The organism is Streptomyces sp. NBC_00234 (assembly GCF_036195325.1).
GTDB lineage: Bacteria > Actinomycetota > Actinomycetes > Streptomycetales > Streptomycetaceae > Streptomyces.
Genome location: NZ_CP108101.1, coordinates 6,952,054 through 6,970,432 on the forward strand (window position 1 = coordinate 6,952,054; position 18,379 = coordinate 6,970,432).

Sequence of the window (18,379 nt, forward strand, 5' to 3'; positions counted from 1 at the left end):
CGACGGACAGGGAGGGACAGCGCGGAGAGCTCCCCGCGGAAGGGCGGGGAGAGGACCCCTCGGAAGGGCGGAACGGCTCAGGAAGCGGGCACGGCCCTCGGCCGGCCGGCGGGCGCCCAGGACGGAGTCACGCCCGTCACCTGGCACACCATGAGGAAGAGCGGAATGGGCGGGGTGTAGGGCGTACGGCTGTCCGGTGTGTGGATGAGCCGGGGCCGCACCGACGGGACACAGGCTCCGGCGGCGTACGCGACCTGTTCGGGCCAGTCCAGGTCGAGGTCCGAGCCCGCCGGAACGATCCACCACCAGCGGTCGGCGTCGGCGTACACGCATCCGGTGCGCGGCAGGTGGGACATCAGCCGGAAGCCGTAGCGCGCGGGCACCCCCACCGCGTCACAGCCGAGACTGGCCGAGAGCGTGGGCGGCAGCGGAAGCCTCACCCGGCCCCCGCCGCCCTGCTCGGGCACCCGGGAGCGGCGCGCTCCGCGCAGATGGGACATGGCGTTCTTCAGCATGACTGCTCCGTGCCGTGCGGCAGTTCTGCCCAGACGATGCGCCCCGAGCCGTCTCCGGCGTCGTGGGACCCCCAGGCGCTGCTCATCGCGTCGACGAGCAGCAGGCCGCGTCCGTGTTCGTCGTCGGCGGTGCGGCACAGCCGTGGCCCGCCGGGTTGGTGGCCTTGGTCCTGCACGGCTATGCGCAGGCGCCGGTCGAGACGTCTGAGCTCACACACGACGCGGGAACTCGCCGTGTGCACGACCGCGTTGGTGACCAGTTCGGAGACGATGAGGACCGCCGCCTCGTGGGCGTCCCCGGGCAGACGCCAGGTGTCCAGCCGGTCTCGCGTCAGCCGTCTCGCACCGGCCACCGACTCCGGCTGAGCGGGCAGGGCGAAGCAGTAACGGAGCGCTTCCGTCCCGGGGCTGAGGTCCACGAGCCGGGGGATGAGCGCACTGCCAGGTGCCACGACCGATTCCTCACAGTGGGGGCTGCGTCACGCTTCGCACCTTCGTGAAAAGGGGCGGACGTGACCATGCGAACTGGTTCACTGCCCAACTCTCCCTCCGACGCGGACACTTGGCAAGGGGCACTCTGAAAATTGCAGAGTGACAGTGTCCTTGCCGCCACCCGCATGGCACACTGCTCGACAAACAGCGCATGGGGAGGTCTGAAGTGAGCGAACCGCGGTCCGCCCCGACCGTGGGCCAAGTCGTCCTCGGCAAGCGCCTGCAGGATCTGCGGGAGCGCGCAGGTCTGAGCCGCGACCAGGCCGCCAGAGTGCTCCGGGTCGCTCCCGCGACCATACGCAGGATGGAGACGGCCGAGGTCGGGCTCAAGATCCCCTATGTCCAGCTGCTGCTGAAGGCGTACGGGATCGCCGACGAGGAGGCCGACTCCTTCGTCGACCTCGCCGAAGAGGCCAACAAGCCCGGCTGGTGGCAGCGTTTCCACGACGTGCTGCCCGACTGGTTCAGCATGTACGTGAGTCTGGAGGGCGCCGCCGCCATCCTCCGTATGTACGAACCGCACTTCGTCCCCGGCCTGCTGCAGACCGAGGACTACGCGCGCTCCGTCATGCGTACCGGAGCCGTCGGCCAGACCAGGCCCGAGGACATCGAGCGCCACGTGGCCCTGCGGATGGCGCGGCAGTCGCTGCTGACCAAGGAGGAGGCCCCGAAGCTGTGGGTGGTCATGGACGAGACCGTCCTGCGCCGCCCGGTGGGCAGCGCCGACGCGATGCGGGGCCAGATCGACCGGCTGCTGGAAGCCACCGAGATGCCCAACGTGACACTGCAGATCGCGGAGTTCGCCACCGGCCACCACCCGGGCACGTACGGCCCCTTCGTCCTCTTCCGCTTCGCGGTCCCCGAACTGCCCGACATGGTCTACAGCGAGTACCTGACAGGCGCCGTCTACTTCGACGCGCGTCCCGAGGTGGCCTCCTACCTCGAAGTCATGGACCGCATGGCGGCTCAGGCCGCAACTGCACAACGCACGAAGGAAATCCTCCGGGACTTCCGCAAGGAGCTGTGATGAGCGACATATACAACGGCATGCCGGCCGCCGACCTCGGCTCCGAAGGCTGGTCCAAGCCCTGGAGCGGCGGCAACGGGGGAAACTGCGTCGAGGCCATGAAGCTGGCCGACGGCCGGGTCGCCGTACGCCAGTCCGCGGACCCCGAGGGCCCCGCCCTGATCTACTCCAACCGTGAGATCGCCGCGTTCATCCAGGGCGCCAAGGCAGGTCAGGCCGACTTCCTTCTCACCTGATGGACCGGCACATATCCTCTCCCCACAAGCTGTTCGCTGTGATCGCCGACCTACGAACCCAACGGAGCGCGATATGACCGGGCAAGAACCACAGGCGAGCCATGTCATCGAGATCGACACCAGCAAGCCGCACCCCGCGCGGATGTACGACTGGTTCCTCGGTGGCAAGGACAACTACCCGGTCGACGAACAGATGGCCCGGCAGTTGCTGGCCTTGGACTCCCGGGGACGCGACATGGCCCGGGTGAACCGCGCCTTCATGCACCGTGCCACCCGCTATCTCGCCGAGAACGGGGTGCGCCAGTTCCTCGACATCGGCACCGGCATACCCACCGAGCCCAACCTCCACCAGATCGCCCAGCGGGCGGCCCCGGACGCGCGCATCGTCTACTGCGACAACGACCCGATCGTCCTCGCGCACGCCGCGGCGCTGCTGCGCTCCACGCCGGAGGGCGCCACCGAGTACATCCAGGTGGACGCGCGCGAGCCCGCGACGATCCTGGAACAGGCCGGCAAGGTCCTCGACTTCAGCAAGCCGATCGCGCTGTCGCTGCTGGCCCTGCTGCACTTCCTGGACGACGAGGACGGCGCCGCCGAACTGGTCGGCCGGCTCGTCGAGCAGCTCCCCTCCGGCAGTTACCTGGTGCTCTCGCACACCACGGGCGACTTCAACCCGGAGGGCGCGGCCCAGGCCCGCGCCATGTACAAGGCCAAGGGCATGACGCTCCGGCCGCGCTCCCACGCCGAACTCTCCGCGTTCTTCGAGGGCCTGGAGCTCGTCGAGCCCGGTGTCTCGCTCTCCGCGGACTGGCGTCCCGAGCTCGGCGAGGTCATCGACGTCCCGGGCGACGAGCCGATTCCCGGATACGCGGGCGTCGCCCGCAAGCCCTGACCACGCGTCACTGGCGGCTGACGGACCGGGTGATGCCGGCGGCGATCGTCGTCGCGAGCAGCCACCCGGTCACGATCAGCAGGTACGACAGCCACTGGTACCAGCCCATCGGGTTGTACGCCTTCTCCTGGCCGAAGTCGACGATGGGCAGCAGCAGGTCCAGCGTGTAGACCACCGGGCTGAACGGCGGCGCCTCGTCCGCCTTCAGCGGGCGCGGATGGTGGGTCGCGTACGCCACCGAACCGGCGAGCAGCAGAGAGAACAGCCAGGCCGCCGCCCGCACCGGCCGGAAGCCGTATCCCACCGTGACGTCCTGGAGATGCCCCCAGACCCTGGCGTACCCCGGCAGTGTCGTGCGGTGTCTGCGCTGCTTGGCGAGCAGCACGGTCCGGGCGGCGTCGTCGTCCCCGATCCGCCGGTACGCCGCCGTCAACTGCTCGTAGGCGTACGGCGTGTAGCCCTCCACCTCGTGTTCGAGCAGCGGCAGCCGCCGTTCGGCGGGGAGACGGGGGAGCAGCGAGGTGTACGTCAGTCCGTCCAGCAGGACCTCCTGCGGCCACACGTCCGGATCGGCGTGGATCAGGTCGAACTGGGAGCGCCGCAGATTCACGCCGCCCTCGATCGGCTCCGCCTCCCGGAGCCACAGCTCGCCGATCGTGCAGCTGCTCGCACGCAGCGCGACCCCGCCCGGGTGGGAGAGCCGTGCGTACGCGAGGTTCAGCTGCCCGGGTATCCGGGCCCCGCGCAGATTGACGCGCCCCCGCACCCGCAGGCGCATGCCGCGTACGTCGGAGCCGACCGTGATGTTCTCCGCCTGAAGGGCCGTCGCACCCGGATTCACCAGCACCGCGTCGTCGAGCTGGATCTGCCCGGTGACCGAGGCCCCGTTGATCCTGACCTCGCCGTGCACCTCCAGCCGCGGCCACCACAGATCGTCCTCGGTGACCGCGTGGTTCAGCTGGAGGACGGGCTCCTCGTTGGGGGCGGTCGTGCCGTCCGCGTTCACCCCGATCCTGGTTCCGTCGAAGAACAGCGCCCGGGTGACACGGGCCGCGCCGAGCCGCACCGGGCCGGGAATCCGGCAGTCGGTCAGCCGCAGCACCCCGTCCACGCGGAGCGTCGCCGCGTCCAGGCCGGGCAGGACCGAGCCGCTCAGATTCAGCTGCCGCACCTGCGACCCGTACAGATTCGGTGCCGCCTCGAAGGAGCAGCCGGCCAGCAGCACCGCGCACTCCGCCACCGCGTACCGCACGTTCAGGGACCCGGAGATCCGGGCCCCCCACACCCGCAGGGCGGCCACCTCTCCGTCGGCCCGCTCCCCGGAGAGCAGCAGCGCCCGGAGCACCTCGGCCCGTACGGTGCGCCCGGCGCCCCAGTCGGCCCCGCCCTCCGGGTCGTCCTCGTCCCCCACGCCCGTGCGGAAGTCGACGAGCGCGCCGTGGGGGAAGGCGTCCCGGACGCGGAGCTCGGCGGGGGTCAGGTCGGTGATCTCCATCGGCGGGACTCTGTCCCGCGACCGGTCGGGGTGTCAACCCAGGTGTGCGGAGACCGTGTTCAGAGGGTGAGTGCGTGGCCGGTCGTGGAGTCCACGTGGTCCGGGACCTCGTCGTGGGCGTCGCCCGTGGTCGGTGTCCCGGACGGTTCGAACAGCATGAGCGAGGCGCCGTCCGCCGAGCGGGGCCGGTGCCAGGTGCCCCGGGGGACGACGAACACCGCGCCCCTGCCGAGCGTCACCGACCGCTCCCCGCCCTCCTCGCGCAGGGCGATGTCCAGGGAACCGTCGAGCACGAGAAAGAACTCGTCCGTGTTCTCGTGCACGTGCCAGACGTGCTCGCCGTGGACCTTGGCGACCCGTACGTCGTAGTCGTTGACCCGGGTCACGATGCGCGGGCTCCACAGCGCGTCGAAGGACTTCAGCGCGTCGTCCAGCAGGATCGGTCCGGGAGGGGTCTGTGCGGTGTCTTCACTCATGGCCCCATCCTCGGCCTTGGTCCACCGCCCCGGGGAGTGCTAGGGCCTGTCGTCAAACTTCCGTCTGCCGCCCGGTGTCTGGCACGCACGCTCGCGGCGTTGCCGAAATGCCCTAGTAGCTCCGCTACGAGGACATCCCGGCGCCTTGCGATCGCACGCACCAGACACCGGGCGGCCCGGCCTTCGGTCGAACGACGGCAGTTTGACGACAGGCCCTAGGAATCGCACATGCCGAAAGAATCCTCGCACGGCGTTCCGCACGGGTCCCCGCACCGCGTCGCCATGATCGTCTCGGCCGGTTCCAACCCCTTCGAGATGGGCGTGGCCACCGAGCTCTTCGGTCTGCGCCGCCCCGAACTGCCCGTTCCCTGGTACGCGTTCGAGCTTTGCGCCGCCACCCGTCCGTGTCCGTGCATGCCGGCTTCTTCCAGCTCTCCGGGGTCGCCGGGCTCGACGCGGCCGACCGCGCCGACACCGTCATCGTGCCCAACCGCCCCGACCCGGAAGCCGCACCCGACCCCGCCGTCCTCGACGCCGTCCGGCGCGCCGACGCCAGGGGCGCCCGGCTCGTGAGCTTCTGCACGGGAGCGTTCACGCTCGCCGCCGCGGGCGTCCTGGACGGCCGGCGGGCCACCACCCACTGGCAATGAGCCGACGCCTTCACCGCGCGCTATCCACAGGTCCACCTCGACCCCGGCGTCCTGTTCGTCGAGGACGGCCGGGTGATCACGGCAGCGGGAAGCGCCGCCGCGCTCGACACGGCACTCCACCTCATCCGCAGCGACCACGGCGCGGAGATCGCCGCCGCCGTCGGCCGGCGCCTGGTCTTCCCCACGCACCGCGACGGCGGCCAGCGCCAGTTCGTCGAGCACCCCCTGCCCGACACCGCCGACACCTCGCTCGGACCGCTCCTGGAATGGGCCCAGCAGCACCTCGGCACCGAGGTGAGCGTCCCCGGCCTCGCCGCCAGGGCGGCCGTCAGTCCCGCCACCCTCCACCGCCGCTTCCGCGCCCAGCTCGGCACCACCCCGCTCGCCTGGCTCACGGAGCAGCGCGTCACCCTCGCCCGCCGGCTCATCGAACGCGGCGAGGAACGCCTGGACGTGGTCGCCAGGACCAGCGGGCTCGGCACGGCGGTCAACCTGCGCACCCAGCTCCGCCGCCGCACCGGCCTCACCCCGACCGCGTACCGCGACCGCTTCGGCCCGGCCCGCTGACCGGCCGCCCCCGCAGGTCACAATGGAGGCATGTCACGACGCACCTCCCGCCCCCGCCGCTCGACCGGCGCCGGAGCCCCCGCACCGCGGATCACTCCCGGATCCCCGTGTCCGTGCGGCCTGCCCGCGACGTACGGGGAATGCTGCGGACGCCTGCACGCCGGTGGGACCGCCCTTACCTGCGAGGCGCTGATGCGTTCGCGGTACGCCGCCTTCGTGGTCCAGGACGCGGCGTACCTGCTCCGCACCTGGCACCCCGACACCCGGCCGCCCGCCGTCGACTTCGACCCCGCGACGCGCTGGGTGCGCCTGGAGATCCTGGACACGACGGAGGGCAGCCCCTTCCACGCGACGGGGACGGTCACCTTCCGCGCGCACTACACGCACGAGGGCAGCCCCGACTCGCTCCACGAGCAGAGCCGCTTCGTCCGTCACGAGGATGGATGGGTCTATGCGACGGCCGTCTTCGCCGACTGAATAACCGGTGTCCCGGGCCGCCCGCAGGCCCGTACGATCCGCGCATGAGCGAGGACACGGCGGAGCCGGACATCGTACGAGAGCCCTGCTGGCGCGGCCGGAACATCGCGTTCGCACCCGTCGAGACCGACGACGCCGAACTGATCAGGCGCTGGCGCTCGGACCCGGTGATCGCCCACGAGACCGGCGCCTGGCCGGCTTCGCTGTACGAACTCCGGGACCGCATCGAGCGCTATCTCGACGACAACAGCCGTGACGACTTCCTCGTCCTCCTCCCGGACGGCACCCCGATCGGGCACGTCGCCCTCACCGACCAGCACCTGGCCGAGGGGACCGCGGAGGCGTATCTGGCCCTGGCCCCGGAACACCGTGCCAAGGGCCACGGCGCGGACGCCCTCGACGCCCTGATGGACCTGGCCTTCGGCGAGCTGCCCCTCGAACGGGTCGAGGCGCACACCCACTCCGACAACGCCGCTGCCCTGCGCGTCCTCGCCGGATCGGGCTTCGTCCCCGAGGGCGTACGCCGCTCCGCCTGTCTGCACCGTGGGCGCCGCCACGACATCTCGCTCCTGTCCCTGCTGCGCCCCGAATGGGAGGCTCTGGCCCGCCCGCGGGCCTGGGACCACCTCTGACCCGGGTCAGACGCGGGCGCCCACGTGGGTCGACCCGTACGCCGGGGCGGCGGGTGACAGCTCCTGGGCCAGGTCCTCGGCCAGCAGCCGCTTGGCGATCACGTCGACGGCGGCCCGCAGCTGACGGTCGTCCGGACGGGCGCCGTCCTCCGCCAGCCGCTCGTTCAGCCAGGTCGACCAGGCGTCGGAGATCGTCGCGGCCTCGCGCCGGCCGGCCGCCGTGTGGGCGAAGAGGCGGCCGTCCCCGGAAAGGAAGCCCTCCTCGACCATCCGGTCGAAGACCGGCACCAGGACCTCGGGCGGGATGCGGTGCCTGGTCGCGATGAGGCTGAGGCCCGCATGGCCCACCATCCTCGTGAACAGATCCACCTGCATCACCGCCCAGGCTCCCGCCATGTCGAGCCGGGTATCGGACTCCGCGACGATCCGTCTCGCCGTGGCCGGACCGGCGTTGTACAGGATCTTGGCCACGGCGAATTCGAGCAGCCTCGCCGAATCCCCGGCACTGGGCTGGGCGAAACCCTCGCCCATGTCCGTCGAGCCGGCCCGCGCTGAGTCCCGCAGCTTCACCTGCTTCAGGAAGAGCGCCACGACGAATCCGATCAGGGCCACCGGCACGGTCCACAGGAAGACCGTGTGCAGCGTGTCCGCGTATGCCTGGGCGAGCGGCGCGGACTGTTCCGAAGGCAGGGCGTGCACGGCCTGGGGGTTCTGCGAAGCCACCACCAGGGTCGCGGGATCGCCGCCTGCGGCTGCCGCCTGTGCCACGCCTTCGGCCAGGTTCGGCCGCAGCGCGTTGGCGTAGATCGTGCCGAAGACCGCCGTACCGAAGGCACTGCCGAGCGTACGGAAGAAGGTCACGCCCGAGGTCGCCGTACCCAGGTCGGAGTAGTCGACGGTGTTCTGCACGGCGATCGTCAGGACCTGCATGGCCAGACCGATGCCGAGCCCCAGCACCAGCATGTACACCGACTCCAGCCAGACCCCGGTGTCCGGACCCATCCCGGAGAGCAGGTACATCCCCAGCGCGATGACCAGTGTGCCCACGATGGGGAACACCCGGTACTGACCGGTCTTGCTCACCACATTGCCGCTGAAGATGGAGGCGGCCAGCAGGCCCGCCACCATCGGCAGCGTGCGCACGCCGGAGAGCGTCGCCGAGTCCCCGTCCACGTACTGCAGATACGTCGGCAGGAAGATCATCGAGCCGAGCATCGCGAAGCCCACGATGAAACTCAGGATCGAGCAGACCGTGAACACCGGATTGCGGAACAGCCGCATCGGCAGCATCGGTTCCTCGGCCCGCACCTCCACCAGGCAGAACAGGGTGAGGGCCACGATGCCGCCCAGGAACAGGCCGATGATGACCGGCGATCCCCAGGCGTACTCGTTTCCGCCCCAGCTCGTCGCCAGGATCACCGCGCTGGCGCCGACCGCGACGAGGGCGATGCCCACGTAGTCGATGACCGGCCGTCCGGCCGCCTTCACCGACGGAATGTTGCGGGCCGCCGCGATGACCACGACGATCGCGATCGGCACATTGACGTAGAACGCCCAGCGCCAGGTCAGATGGTCGGTGAACAGCCCGCCCAGCAGCGGCCCGATGACGGTCGAGATCCCGAAGACGGCACCGATCGCGCCCTGGTACTTGCCGCGTTCGCGCAGCGGGATCACATCGGCGATCAGCGCCATCGAGGTGACCATGAGCCCGCCCGCGCCGATGCCCTGCATGCCCCGCCAGATGATCAGGAGCAGCATGTTCGAGGCGAGGCCGCACAGGAACGAGCCGGTGATGAAGATGATCGCCGAGACCTGGAAGACCAGCTTGCGTCCGAACAGGTCGCCGAACTTGCCGACCAGGACCGTCGCCACGGTCTCGGCCAGCAGATAGGCGGTGACCACCCACGACATATGGGCGGCGCCCCCCAGGTCCGAGACGATCGTGGGGAGCGCCGTTCCCACGATCGTCTGGTCCAGGGCGGCCAGCAGCATGCCCAGCACGATGGTCGCGAAGACGATGTTCCTGCGGCCCGGGTCCAGAACGGGCGGCGCGGCGGCACTCTGCGCGGCGGGGGCGGTCTCGCTGGCAGTGGTCACGCTTGCACCCTCACACCCGCCGGCCTGCGGCGCATGCGGGGAAGGACCGGACGTGTCAGGCCAGCAGACCGTGCAGGGAGGTCTTCATCCGCGCGACGAACGCCTCCCGGACGTCCTCGGGGATCCGGTCGAGCGAGAGGTACGGATTGAGGTCCTCCAGCTCGACGAGGAGCAGCTCGCCCTCGGGGGTGCGGCAGGCGTCGACCCGCTGGATCCCGTGCGTGAGGCTGTTCCACCGGATGAACGTCCGGGCGAAGTCCAGGTCCGCCGGGCTCGGCTCGTACGGCTCCAGCACCCAGCGCCGCTCGGTGTCCGGCGCGTACAGGGCGTACTGGAAGTCGTGGTCGACGAAGTAGAAGGACACCTCGTAGCGGAAGTCGATCCTGGGCTGGACGAGCAGGGTGCCGTCCGAGCCCTCCGGCAGCACGGGATCGGTGGTGAAGACCAGACCCACCGAGTCGGCCCCCGCCTTCGGCTTGACGGCGTACTCCGCCGCCTCCGGCAGCAGACCCAGGTCCGAGGCCCGGTCCACGGTCGGGATGACCGGAAGGCCGGCCCGGCTCATCTCGACCAGATACTGCTTGCCCGCCATGTCCCCGCGGCCGTCGAGGGGGTTGTAGACCCTGGTCCCCAGCTCGCGCGCGCGGTCACGGAAGGCGTCGTACGCCTCCTGGTAGTGCATCACCGGACCGCTGTTGCGTATGACCACCGCGTCGAAGCCGCCCAGCAGGGCGGCGGCCTCGCGGGGGTGACACCGCACGACGTCGAACTCCTCCTCCATGCGCCCGCTCAGGAAGATGTCCTCGTCGCAGTAGCGCCGGCCGCGCGCCTCATAGGTGTAGTCGGTGACGTAGAGGACGGTCGGGCGACGCTCTGCGGGTGGGGTGGACACGACGTTCTCCCGGGGTGGTGTGAGCGGGCGGCCGGGCGCCGCCGCTGCCCGCCATTGTCCCGCCCCGGGGAAGGTCCCGGTTCAGCGGATGTGGTGTCCGGAGACGGCCCGCGCGATGACGAGCCGCTGGATCTCGCTGGTCCCCTCGAAGATCGTGTAGATCTTGGCGTCGCGGTACATCCGCTCGACGGGATGCTCCCGGCTGTATCCGGCGCCCCCGAGGATCTGGACGGCCTTCTCCGTCGCCGCCACGGCCAGTTCCCCGGCGCGGAGTTTGGACATGGAACCCTGGCCCGCGTCGAACGGCCGGTCGTTGCGGGCCATCCAGGCCGCCTGCCAGATGAGCAGCCGTACGGCCTCGATCTCGGTGCGGATGTCCGCCAGGGCGAACGCGATCGACTGGTTCTCGATGATCGGCCGGCCGAAGACCTCGCGCTGCCCCGCGTACTCCAGCGCGTACTCGTACGCGGCCCGCGCGATGCCCAGGGCCTGCGCCCCGACGGTGGGACGGCTGACCTCGAAGGTGGCCATCGCCGCCTGGCCCTTGGTGTTCGTACCCTCACGGGCCCGGGCGAGCCGGGCGTCCAGCTTCTCCTTGCCGCCGAGCAGGCAGTGGCCGGGTATCCGTACGTCGTCCAGGAACACGTCCGCGGTGTGCGAGGCGCGCAGGCCCAGCTTCTTGACGGTGCGGCCCGCCTGGAGGCCCTTGGTGCGGGGCGGTACGACGAAGGCGGCTTGGCCGCGGGAGCCGAGTGCCGGATCGACGGAGGCCACCACCACATGGATCTCGGCGATTCCGCCGTTGGTGATCCACGCCTTCTGCCCGGAGAGCACCCATTCGTCGCGGGCCTCGTCGTAGCGGGCCCTGGTCGCCAGTGCCGACACGTCGGAGCCCGCCTGGGGCTCCGAGACGCAGAACGCCGCGACCTTCGGGTCGGCCTCGTCGCCGTAGCACTGCGGCACCCACTCGGCGAGCTGGTCGGGCGTGCCGGAGGCGAAGATTCCGGCGACGGCGAGCGAGGTGCCGAAGAGCGCCATGCCGATTCCGGCGTCGCCCCAGAACAGTTCCTCGTTGGCGATCTGCAGGGAGAGTCCGCTCGGGTCGCCGTACATGTCGGCGAGCGATTCGAATCCGTACAGACCGATCCGTGCCGCCTCCTGGATGACGGGCCACGGGGTCTCCTCCCGCTCGTCCCATTCGGCGGCTGCGGGGCGGACGACCTGGGAGGCGAAGCCGTGTACCCAGTCGCGCAGGTCCTGCTGCTCCTCGGTGAGCGCGAGGGAGAAGTAGCTCATCGGCTCAGGCCTTCGGGATGTCGAAGTAGCGGGTCAGGCCCGAGGCCAGACCGACGTCACCGGCCACCTTCAGCTTGCGCAGCATGAACATGGTCACGGGATTGCCGTTGCCGGAGACGAGCTTGAGGAATTCGGCGTCGGCCATCACGAGGGTGGTACGGGGTTCGGCCTCCGAGCGCCCTTCGCGGACGGTGCAGCGGCCCCCGGAGATCGAGGTCTCGAAGACCTCGTCGCTCTCGCCGGTGATCTTCCAGCGGATCAGGGCCGTGAGCTGCCCGGCGGCCTCGGGGCGGAACTGCTGCTTCATCCGGCCGAACACCTCGCGCAGTACACGGGCGCGCAGCTCGCCGTGCATGACCTCGCCGAGCTGCTGGGCGGACAGGCCCTTGACGATGCGCGCGAACTCCTGGGGGGACACGGCCGCGAAGTCGAGTCCTGCCAGTTCGGCGGTGATGTTGCCGCTGCTCTTGTCGGCCACGCCAGTTCCTTACTCTGGAGTAAACTTACTTTTGAGTAAGGTAAGCGCCGCGCGGGCGCTTCGCAAGCGGCCCGCCGCGCGTGACGCGTGGCATGCTCCGGGCTCACCAGGAGGAGTCGGCGTGCACCGCCAGCCGGGGGTGGTACGCGGAGAGGACCTTGTTGGCGCGGGCGAGTTCGGAGAGTGCCTGCTCGCGGTCGGCCTGGTCCTCGATGCCGAGGCGGGGCCCGCGGAACCTGCGGACCTCGCGTGCCGCGCAGTCGGCGTCGAACTCGGCCTGCAGGATGTGCGGCGGAGTGCAGGCGCCGATCAGCGCGGCGACGCGATCGGGGATCGGTACGGGGACGAGCAGGTGCGAGGCGGTCATGTCTGTTTCCCTCTCGGATGGTTGGCCAGGAGGCGGTGCGTGGCTGCCGGGTGGGCGGCCGACTCCTCCATATGTACGGGACGCGGTTCCAGGTTTCTCGTTGAGTGCGTCTCCGTGTCGCAACCGTTTGGGACTGACCGTCTATTTCGCCTTACCTGTCAGTAAGTTGACCCGTGGCCGAAGGCGTGATCCGGATCAGCCGGAGTCGTGCTCGCTGCGGGCCCGCAGCCGCAGGGCGCGCAGGACCGCTTCGGTGGAGAACCGGGCCTCCGGATCAACCAGTTGTTGACCGAATATCGACTCCAGGCTGCGCATCCGGTACCGGACCGTCTGGGGATGAACGCTGAGCAACTCGCCCATCTGGGCGGCGGTTCCGCGCGTGTCGAGCCAGATGCTCAGGGTCTCGATCAGCCGTTCCCGGCGCGCGGTGCTGATCCCGCCGACCGGGGCCAGTTCGCGCTCGGCGAGCTGGTCGAGGAGAGCCGGGTCGGAGAGCAGCCACAGGGTCGTGAGGTGGGCGTCGCAGTGGACGAAGGGCGCGTCGTCGATGACGCCCGCGTCGACGAGTTCGAGGACCCGCCGGGCCCAGCGGATCGAGTCCGAGGCGAGTGCGGCCGGGACCGTCAGCCCGATGGCGACGTGTGCGCCGGGCATGGCCTGCTCCAGCATGTGTCTTCGGGCCTCGTCGAAGGGGCCCGGAATCAGTAAGTGCGGCTGCGGGTCGCTGAGATCGACCAGGACGTCACTGTCCGCACTGACCCGGTCCAGGCCGGCCGGGGCGCGGACGGCGATCAGGGTGACCTGTTCGGGAAGCGTCCACCCCGTCTGCTCGCAGAGCTCGGCGATGGCGGAACCGGGTACGGGGCTGCCGGCGAGGATCAGGTGCAGGAGGCGGCGGCGCAGCGCTTCGCTCTGCTCGCCCGCCTGCGACTGCACTTCGAGAAAGCCCTCGCGGGAAAGCGATTCCAGTTCGTCGATGTAGGTGAAGAGCGCGTCGGCGAAGCTCAGCATCAGCGTCGGCGAGAAGTTGTAGCTGCGGCCGACCTTCTTGGCCCGCCGCAGGGCCACCCGGGCGCCGAGGCGATAGGCGCCCTGGAGCGTCTCCATGCTGCGGCCCTCGTACGCCTCGAACCGTCCGAACCGGCGGCACATGTCGTCGCGCAGCGTGGTGGGGGAGGACGGCTCGGCCACCAGGTCGACGAACGAGGAAAGGCTCTGTTCCACCCCGACCCGGATCGCCTGACCATTGGGGCCGTCAAGTAGACGGGCATATTCCGGATAGGCCCGGGTGACCTCTACGCCGATCTCCTTGATCAGGCTGGGCAGTTCGGGCCGCATGATCGCGGCGAATTCCTGGGGGAGTGGCCCCAGGGGGTCTCCGATGTCCAACGGCTGTATGAGATGTGGCATGACGTGTCCCCTTGCTCTCGGCGCCCGGTGGTGGGGTGAGGCGGTGGGGGGAAAGCGCTCCCACGAACCGACAGGTGCGTACCAAGTCCGCGACGAAGATAGACCAAGTCAAGAGCAGTGCCCACCACTTGGACAAGATCGGAGCGCAGGGGGCACACATCTCGGCCGCATGGTGGAAGTCCGGTGCAGAGAGGGCGGGAGCACGCTCGTTTTCGGGCAATGCATTTCGGCCGCCACTCCCCGGTGTGCCGGTCGGTGAGTGCCCTCGGCGCACGGCGACGCACTCCCGTTCCGTGTGCACCGACGGCCGGGTTCTTGGTGCGGGAGGGCCGCGCTTTTTCCCGTACGTACGCACCCGTTGATAATTCCGGCACGCCCGCGTGCTCATTTCCCTATTAAAATCCGGGCCCTGGAAAAGATCTTAAGCCGCAGGATTGTGTCGCCCTGTTTCCGGTGAGTAACATCCGGCTTGGCCAATTGGGGCGCGAAATCTGCCCGAAATTTGTCGCTCAGAACTTCCGGCTGCGGGACCGCCACGCGCCGACGTGCATTGCCGAAACCGATCGCTCCGCGTACGACGCCGTCATCACGTCGGCAAGCCAATGAGGGGACGACATGAGATCCGTTTCCACCACAACGCGTATGGGGCTGCTGGCTGGCTTCACGGCGTTCACCGCCCTGCTCTCCACCGGGACGGCCACGGCGGCCGGCCAGCTGAACGGTCACTGGGAACCGTTCGACCGCTGCCCGGTGGATGCCCCCGCCATGCTGGCGGCGGACGGGGTCACCAACATCGCGACCTGCATCTCCTCCAGTTCCGCGAGCGGCTCCATCAAGCTCGGCTCCTCGCAGGTGCCGACCACGAACACCGATCTCCAGCTCGGAGTCATCCAGCACAGCGACGGCACCGCCTCGCTGGTGGCCCCTGCCGAGGGCGCGCTCGTCGCCGATTCCGCGGATATCCCCGGCGGCCTTCTCGGCATCATGTGCCCGAGCGGGATTCCTCTGATCTCGGGTATCTGCCGGCAACTCACCGACGTCAACCTGAACCGTGTCACGGCCACTATCGAACCGGCCGGCGCACCCCGTGACTTCAATATGGCCGCGGCGTTCTCGACCGGCCAGCCCATTCTGACCATTCCGGTGCGCATCCATCTGAGGAACCCGTTCCTGGGTGACAAGTGCTACATAGGCACGACCTCGAACCCGGTCCTGCTGAAGCCGCAGAACGTGACGGCGCCTTCGCTCTCCCTCCAGCAGTTCGAGGGCAACGGGACTCCCAGCGATACGGGTGAGATGGGCCGTTACACCTTCTCCGGCGCGAACCAGGCCGACACCGCCTTCGCGGTCCCCGGAGCCAGCGGCTGCGGAGCCGGCCTCCTGGACTGGGCGGTCAACCTCAAGACGGGTCTGCCCTCCGCCGCCGGCAACAACAACGTCAAGCTCGACAACACCTCGACGTACTTCGCGAGCCCCTATGACCCGGCATCCCTGGCCCCCGACGAGGGCAAGGCGCTGTCGCGGTACTGGCACTCGGCAGTGAAGTAGGGCCGGGAGCACCGCGAGCCGCATTCGGCGGTGCCCACGTTCTCTCTTTCCGCGATTTCCGCAGAAAGAGCCTCGTAGATCAGCGCGACAGTCGGTCCTGTATCGAGTGCATCTGGAAACCCCGCAGATGCTCCCCACGCACCACTCACTCAATTCCCCTACGGGACAGGAAAAGGGAGAATCACCATGATCAAGAGGACCAGCATCCTGACCGCGATCGGCGCCGCCGTGGCATCGGTGGCCCTCGCGGCCCCGTCGGCGATCGCCGCGCCGACCAGCTGGACCATCACGCCGACCGGAGCCTTCACGGGAAGCGCGGGAGTCACCGTCCTGACGGACAACAACGGCAACAAGATCCAGTGCGCGACGTCCGCCGCGGCCGGGTCCGCGCCCACGTCGCCGGTCGCCGGAAGCCCCGCGAAGCTCGCGAACATCACCTCCATCTCCTTCAACTCGCCCTGCACCGGACCCTTCAGCAGCACCTGGACCGTGACGACCAATGTCACGCCGCCGTGGGAGATCTGGGGCAACACCTACGCCGCGGGTGCGGGCACCAACAGCACCGGGCAGACCACGGGCGCGATCCAGGCGATCAAGGCCACCGTGACCGGCAGCAGTGTTCTCGGTGCCTGCACCTTCAACGTCACCGGCAGCGTCGCGGCCAAGTACAACAACCCGTCGACCGGGGGCGCCAACGGAACCCTCAACACCGCGGGCGGGGGCCTCACGCTGGCCATCAGCGGTAAGACGGGGGCCGGATGCGGAATCGTGGGTAACACCGCGAGCTTCGCGGGTCTCTACACGATCGTCAGCACCGCGACGGGCAAGTCCCCCGTCATCGTCGGAATCTGACGAGCGGACTGCCTCACGGCCATGAGCCGGTACCGGTGCCCAGCCATGCTCCTGTGGCTGGGCACCGGTGCCATCAGCGGCCGAGGCGCCGAGCCGGAATTTCGCTCACCGTGCGACAACCGCGCGGCAGCCGTTTGTCATCGCATGCCAAGAACCAATGCGCCGTCCGTCGAATCGAAACGCGGCACTTCCCAGCCGTGACGGGATGTGCGTAGCGTACCGGTCGGTAGGTAATGGATTCGGCCCCGCGCCGCACCAGCTGCCGATACGTGGAATCCCATCTGCAGCGAAGTGGCCGTTCTGTCCACGCATGCCGGAAGGACCTATGCGAATGATGGTCGACGCACGCGCCTTTGCGCGGCGCCCGCTCCGCCTGGCCGTGGGCGGGGTCATGGTGGTCGCCACCGCGTTCATCCCGAGTGCCGAATCGGTAGCCGCGGACCAGGTCGCCGAAGTCGAGTTGACGTACACCTGTGCGTTCCCGGCGGGATTCGAGGACATCGCCGTCACGGTGAAGGCGGCGCTCCCCGCCGAGTCCCACGTGGGCACGAAAGTACAGCCCCGGGATGTCGCCGTGACCCTGACGATCCCGGAGCAAGCGGTTGCCGGTCTCACCCCGGTCAGGGCCGCGAGCGTCTCCGCCGTGGCGCGACTGACCGTCCGGCACAGCATCGGTGACACCTCGGCGGACGCCTCGTGGGCCGGCCTCGAGGCGCCCTCGGCCGCCGTCCCCGCCGAGGGCGACATGGTGCTCACCGCGACGGGCCCCGTTCCGACCGCCGCGTTCGGCTCGGCCGGAGAGGCCGCGCTCACACCCGCCGGTCTGTCCCTGTCGTTCGCTCCCCGCATGGCGGACGGCTCGCCCTCCGTTCCGCCCGGCCTCGATGTCGACTGCGGTCCCGCTCCGGGCCAGGAGGGGACCCTCGCCACGATCGCGGTGAAGGGGTCCGAGCCCGATGCGAAGCCTCCGGTGCCGCCCACGCCACCGAGCGAGGCCGCCGAGCGGCCCGATGTCCCGGTACCCACCGAGCACCGCGACAGGGTGAAGGCCCTGATCGCGACGACGGACGACGAGCTGGAGGACGGGGAGGACAGCTGCCCCATCGAGATTCCGCCCGAGTGGGTCATGCGCAACGCGGACACCTACGCGGCGGGCTTCGCCAACGCGGCGAAGATGGACGGGGCGGTGGGCCTCGGGCCCGTCCACATGGAAGTGGTGATGAACAAGCGATACATCAACGACTCGTGTGCCGGCACGGTGGACGTGACGTCGGAAGTGCAGTTCGAATACCAGGGGCGGCGGCAGTTCCCGCCGGCGAAATCGACGTTCCTCACCTACGGGTTCATGCCCACGACGGCCACCATGGAACTGTCGCAGGTCGGCGGTCCTGCCATTGTGCACAGCCACACCCTTCCCACCGACACGTATCCGGAATGGAGCACGGTCACCGCCCAGCTTTCGATGCGCATCTACGACGTCGAAGTGAACGGGGTGCCGCTCGACGTGGGTCCGGACTGCCGCACCGCCACGTCCTTCCCGCAGGTGCTCAGGGCCTACGGCACATCGATTCCGCCCGAGGGGTACCGAGTTGCCGCCGGAGGCACCTTGTCCGGGTATGCGAAAATCCCGGCCTTCAAGGGCTGTGGAGTCGGTGAGGACCTCGACGCGGTCTTCACCGCCGCCATATCGAGTGCGGGTAAAAAGGCCGACAATTACTCGAAGATCACGCAGGCCCCGCTCTGCGTGGAAGGGGTCCCGGACAGCCCCGACTGCCCGCCGAAGATTCCGAAGCCGGAGCGCTGACCCCGGCCGGCGGCACGTTCTTCCCGTCCGTCGCGGCGGAGGCCCTCCCGATGACGAGTCATCGGGAGGGCCTCCGCCATTTTCTGCCGGAACGGCGTTGCGAAGTCCTCGCCTTTTTATAGGTTTCGTACGCCGATTACTCACCGGTCGACAACTAATCATCGCCCCCCGAGTGC

18 protein-coding genes and 1 pseudogene are annotated in these 18,379 nt (G+C 69.5%); 9 read left to right on the forward strand and 10 right to left on the reverse strand.

Annotation, left to right across the window (positions count from 1 at the left end; genetic code table 11):
- Positions 1-77: 77 nt before the first annotated feature.
- Positions 78-515, reverse strand: a complete 438-nt coding sequence (locus tag OG230_RS30465) for a hypothetical protein (RefSeq protein ID WP_328906945.1) — start codon at positions 513-515, stop codon at positions 78-80.
- Complete coding sequence (locus OG230_RS30470) at positions 509-967, reverse strand: ATP-binding protein (RefSeq protein ID WP_328906946.1); 459 nt, start codon at positions 965-967, stop codon at positions 509-511. Before OG230_RS30470 ends, OG230_RS30465 begins: the two co-directional genes overlap by 7 nt.
- A 206-nt stretch (positions 968-1,173) precedes the next feature.
- Here OG230_RS30470 and OG230_RS30475 point away from each other — a divergent pair, with 206 nt between their 5' ends.
- The 3 genes from OG230_RS30475 (at position 1,174) to OG230_RS30485 (ending at position 3,162) form a co-directional block, all read left to right on the forward strand.
- On the forward strand, positions 1,174-2,034 hold the full coding sequence (locus OG230_RS30475) for a helix-turn-helix domain-containing protein (RefSeq protein WP_328906947.1): 861 nt from the start codon (positions 1,174-1,176) through the stop codon (positions 2,032-2,034).
- Positions 2,034-2,270: a DUF397 domain-containing protein gene (locus OG230_RS30480; protein WP_328906948.1), complete on the forward strand. Its 237-nt coding sequence runs from the start codon at positions 2,034-2,036 to the stop codon at positions 2,268-2,270. Before OG230_RS30475 ends, OG230_RS30480 begins: the two co-directional genes overlap by 1 nt.
- A 73-nt stretch (positions 2,271-2,343) precedes the next feature.
- Positions 2,344-3,162, forward strand: coding sequence for an SAM-dependent methyltransferase (locus tag OG230_RS30485; RefSeq protein WP_328906949.1), 819 nt, complete (start codon positions 2,344-2,346; stop codon positions 3,160-3,162).
- 7 nt (positions 3,163-3,169) lie between these two features.
- Here the strand turns inward: OG230_RS30485 and OG230_RS30490 are convergent, their stop codons facing one another.
- Both OG230_RS30490 and OG230_RS30495 read right to left on the reverse strand, forming a co-directional pair.
- Positions 3,170-4,657 (reverse strand): membrane-associated oxidoreductase, encoded by a 1,488-nt coding sequence (locus OG230_RS30490; RefSeq protein WP_328906950.1) that lies wholly within the window; start codon positions 4,655-4,657, stop codon positions 3,170-3,172.
- 59 nt (positions 4,658-4,716) lie between these two features.
- The gene (locus tag OG230_RS30495) at positions 4,717-5,133 is read right to left on the reverse strand and encodes a cupin domain-containing protein (protein ID WP_328906951.1); all 417 of its coding nucleotides are present in this window, start codon (positions 5,131-5,133) and stop codon (positions 4,717-4,719) included.
- 228 nt (positions 5,134-5,361) lie between these two features.
- On the opposite strand from OG230_RS30495, the pseudogene OG230_RS30500 reads away from it, so the two are divergent.
- The 3 genes and pseudogenes from OG230_RS30500 to OG230_RS30510 all read left to right on the forward strand — a co-directional run bounded on the left by OG230_RS30500 (position 5,362) and on the right by OG230_RS30510 (position 7,459).
- Positions 5,362-6,350: pseudogene (locus OG230_RS30500) on the forward strand (helix-turn-helix domain-containing protein).
- 30 nt (positions 6,351-6,380) lie between these two features.
- Positions 6,381-6,827, forward strand: coding sequence for a YchJ family protein (locus OG230_RS30505; protein WP_328906952.1), 447 nt, complete (start codon positions 6,381-6,383; stop codon positions 6,825-6,827).
- A 44-nt stretch (positions 6,828-6,871) separates the two neighbouring features.
- Complete coding sequence (locus tag OG230_RS30510; RefSeq protein WP_328906953.1) at positions 6,872-7,459, forward strand: GNAT family N-acetyltransferase; 588 nt, start codon at positions 6,872-6,874, stop codon at positions 7,457-7,459.
- 6 nt (positions 7,460-7,465) lie between these two features.
- On the opposite strand, the gene OG230_RS30515 is transcribed toward OG230_RS30510, so the two are convergent.
- The 6 genes from OG230_RS30515 to OG230_RS30540 all read right to left on the reverse strand — a co-directional run bounded on the left by OG230_RS30515 (position 7,466) and on the right by OG230_RS30540 (position 13,999).
- The gene (locus OG230_RS30515) at positions 7,466-9,556 is read right to left on the reverse strand and encodes an MDR family MFS transporter (RefSeq protein ID WP_328906954.1); all 2,091 of its coding nucleotides are present in this window, start codon (positions 9,554-9,556) and stop codon (positions 7,466-7,468) included.
- A gap of 55 nt (positions 9,557-9,611) precedes the next feature.
- Positions 9,612-10,448 (reverse strand): hypothetical protein, encoded by an 837-nt coding sequence (locus tag OG230_RS30520; protein WP_328906955.1) that lies wholly within the window; start codon positions 10,446-10,448, stop codon positions 9,612-9,614.
- 81 nt (positions 10,449-10,529) lie between these two features.
- Positions 10,530-11,744 (reverse strand): acyl-CoA dehydrogenase family protein, encoded by a 1,215-nt coding sequence (locus tag OG230_RS30525; protein ID WP_328906956.1) that lies wholly within the window; start codon positions 11,742-11,744, stop codon positions 10,530-10,532.
- A 4-nt stretch (positions 11,745-11,748) separates the two neighbouring features.
- Complete coding sequence (locus OG230_RS30530) at positions 11,749-12,222, reverse strand: SCP2 sterol-binding domain-containing protein (RefSeq protein WP_328906957.1); 474 nt, start codon at positions 12,220-12,222, stop codon at positions 11,749-11,751.
- Positions 12,223-12,325: 103 nt separating this feature from the next.
- Positions 12,326-12,589 carry a hypothetical protein gene (locus OG230_RS30535; protein ID WP_328906958.1) on the reverse strand — a complete coding sequence of 88 codons (264 nt, stop codon included), beginning with the start codon at positions 12,587-12,589 and terminating at the stop codon, positions 12,326-12,328.
- A gap of 195 nt (positions 12,590-12,784) precedes the next feature.
- On the reverse strand, positions 12,785-13,999 hold the full coding sequence (locus OG230_RS30540) for a helix-turn-helix domain-containing protein (protein ID WP_328906959.1): 1,215 nt from the start codon (positions 13,997-13,999) through the stop codon (positions 12,785-12,787).
- Positions 14,000-14,614: 615 nt separating this feature from the next.
- Between OG230_RS30540 and OG230_RS30545 the strand changes: the two genes are divergently transcribed.
- The 3 genes from OG230_RS30545 to OG230_RS30555 all read left to right on the forward strand — a co-directional run bounded on the left by OG230_RS30545 (position 14,615) and on the right by OG230_RS30555 (position 18,203).
- The gene (locus OG230_RS30545) at positions 14,615-15,547 is read left to right on the forward strand and encodes a hypothetical protein (protein WP_328906960.1); all 933 of its coding nucleotides are present in this window, start codon (positions 14,615-14,617) and stop codon (positions 15,545-15,547) included.
- A gap of 186 nt (positions 15,548-15,733) precedes the next feature.
- Complete coding sequence (locus tag OG230_RS30550) at positions 15,734-16,399, forward strand: hypothetical protein (RefSeq protein ID WP_328906961.1); 666 nt, start codon at positions 15,734-15,736, stop codon at positions 16,397-16,399.
- Positions 16,400-16,730: 331 nt separating this feature from the next.
- Positions 16,731-18,203 carry a DUF6801 domain-containing protein gene (locus OG230_RS30555; protein WP_328906962.1) on the forward strand — a complete coding sequence of 491 codons (1,473 nt, stop codon included), beginning with the start codon at positions 16,731-16,733 and terminating at the stop codon, positions 18,201-18,203.
- Positions 18,204-18,379 lie beyond the last annotated feature (176 nt).

What these genes read in the sequence shown, in the direction of transcription:
- OG230_RS30540 (WP_328906959.1), bottom strand. Translation starts at nt 13,999, where the DNA reads ATGCCACATCTCATACAGCCGTTGGACATCGGAGACCCCCTGGGGCCA.
- OG230_RS30525 (WP_328906956.1), bottom strand. Translation starts at nt 11,744, where the DNA reads ATGAGCTACTTCTCCCTCGCGCTCACCGAGGAGCAGCAGGACCTGCGC.
- OG230_RS30545 (WP_328906960.1), top strand. Translation starts at nt 14,615, where the DNA reads ATGAGATCCGTTTCCACCACAACGCGTATGGGGCTGCTGGCTGGCTTC.
- OG230_RS30490 (WP_328906950.1), bottom strand. Translation starts at nt 4,657, where the DNA reads ATGGAGATCACCGACCTGACCCCCGCCGAGCTCCGCGTCCGGGACGCC.
- OG230_RS30480 (WP_328906948.1), top strand. Translation starts at nt 2,034, where the DNA reads ATGAGCGACATATACAACGGCATGCCGGCCGCCGACCTCGGCTCCGAA.
- OG230_RS30510 (WP_328906953.1), top strand. Translation starts at nt 6,872, where the DNA reads ATGAGCGAGGACACGGCGGAGCCGGACATCGTACGAGAGCCCTGCTGG.
- OG230_RS30495 (WP_328906951.1), bottom strand. Translation starts at nt 5,133, where the DNA reads ATGAGTGAAGACACCGCACAGACCCCTCCCGGACCGATCCTGCTGGAC.
- OG230_RS30505 (WP_328906952.1), top strand. Translation starts at nt 6,381, where the DNA reads ATGTCACGACGCACCTCCCGCCCCCGCCGCTCGACCGGCGCCGGAGCC.
- OG230_RS30555 (WP_328906962.1), top strand. Translation starts at nt 16,731, where the DNA reads ATGATGGTCGACGCACGCGCCTTTGCGCGGCGCCCGCTCCGCCTGGCC.
- OG230_RS30550 (WP_328906961.1), top strand. Translation starts at nt 15,734, where the DNA reads ATGATCAAGAGGACCAGCATCCTGACCGCGATCGGCGCCGCCGTGGCA.
- OG230_RS30535 (WP_328906958.1), bottom strand. Translation starts at nt 12,589, where the DNA reads ATGACCGCCTCGCACCTGCTCGTCCCCGTACCGATCCCCGATCGCGTC.
- OG230_RS30465 (WP_328906945.1), bottom strand. Translation starts at nt 515, where the DNA reads ATGCTGAAGAACGCCATGTCCCATCTGCGCGGAGCGCGCCGCTCCCGG.
- OG230_RS30485 (WP_328906949.1), top strand. Translation starts at nt 2,344, where the DNA reads ATGACCGGGCAAGAACCACAGGCGAGCCATGTCATCGAGATCGACACC.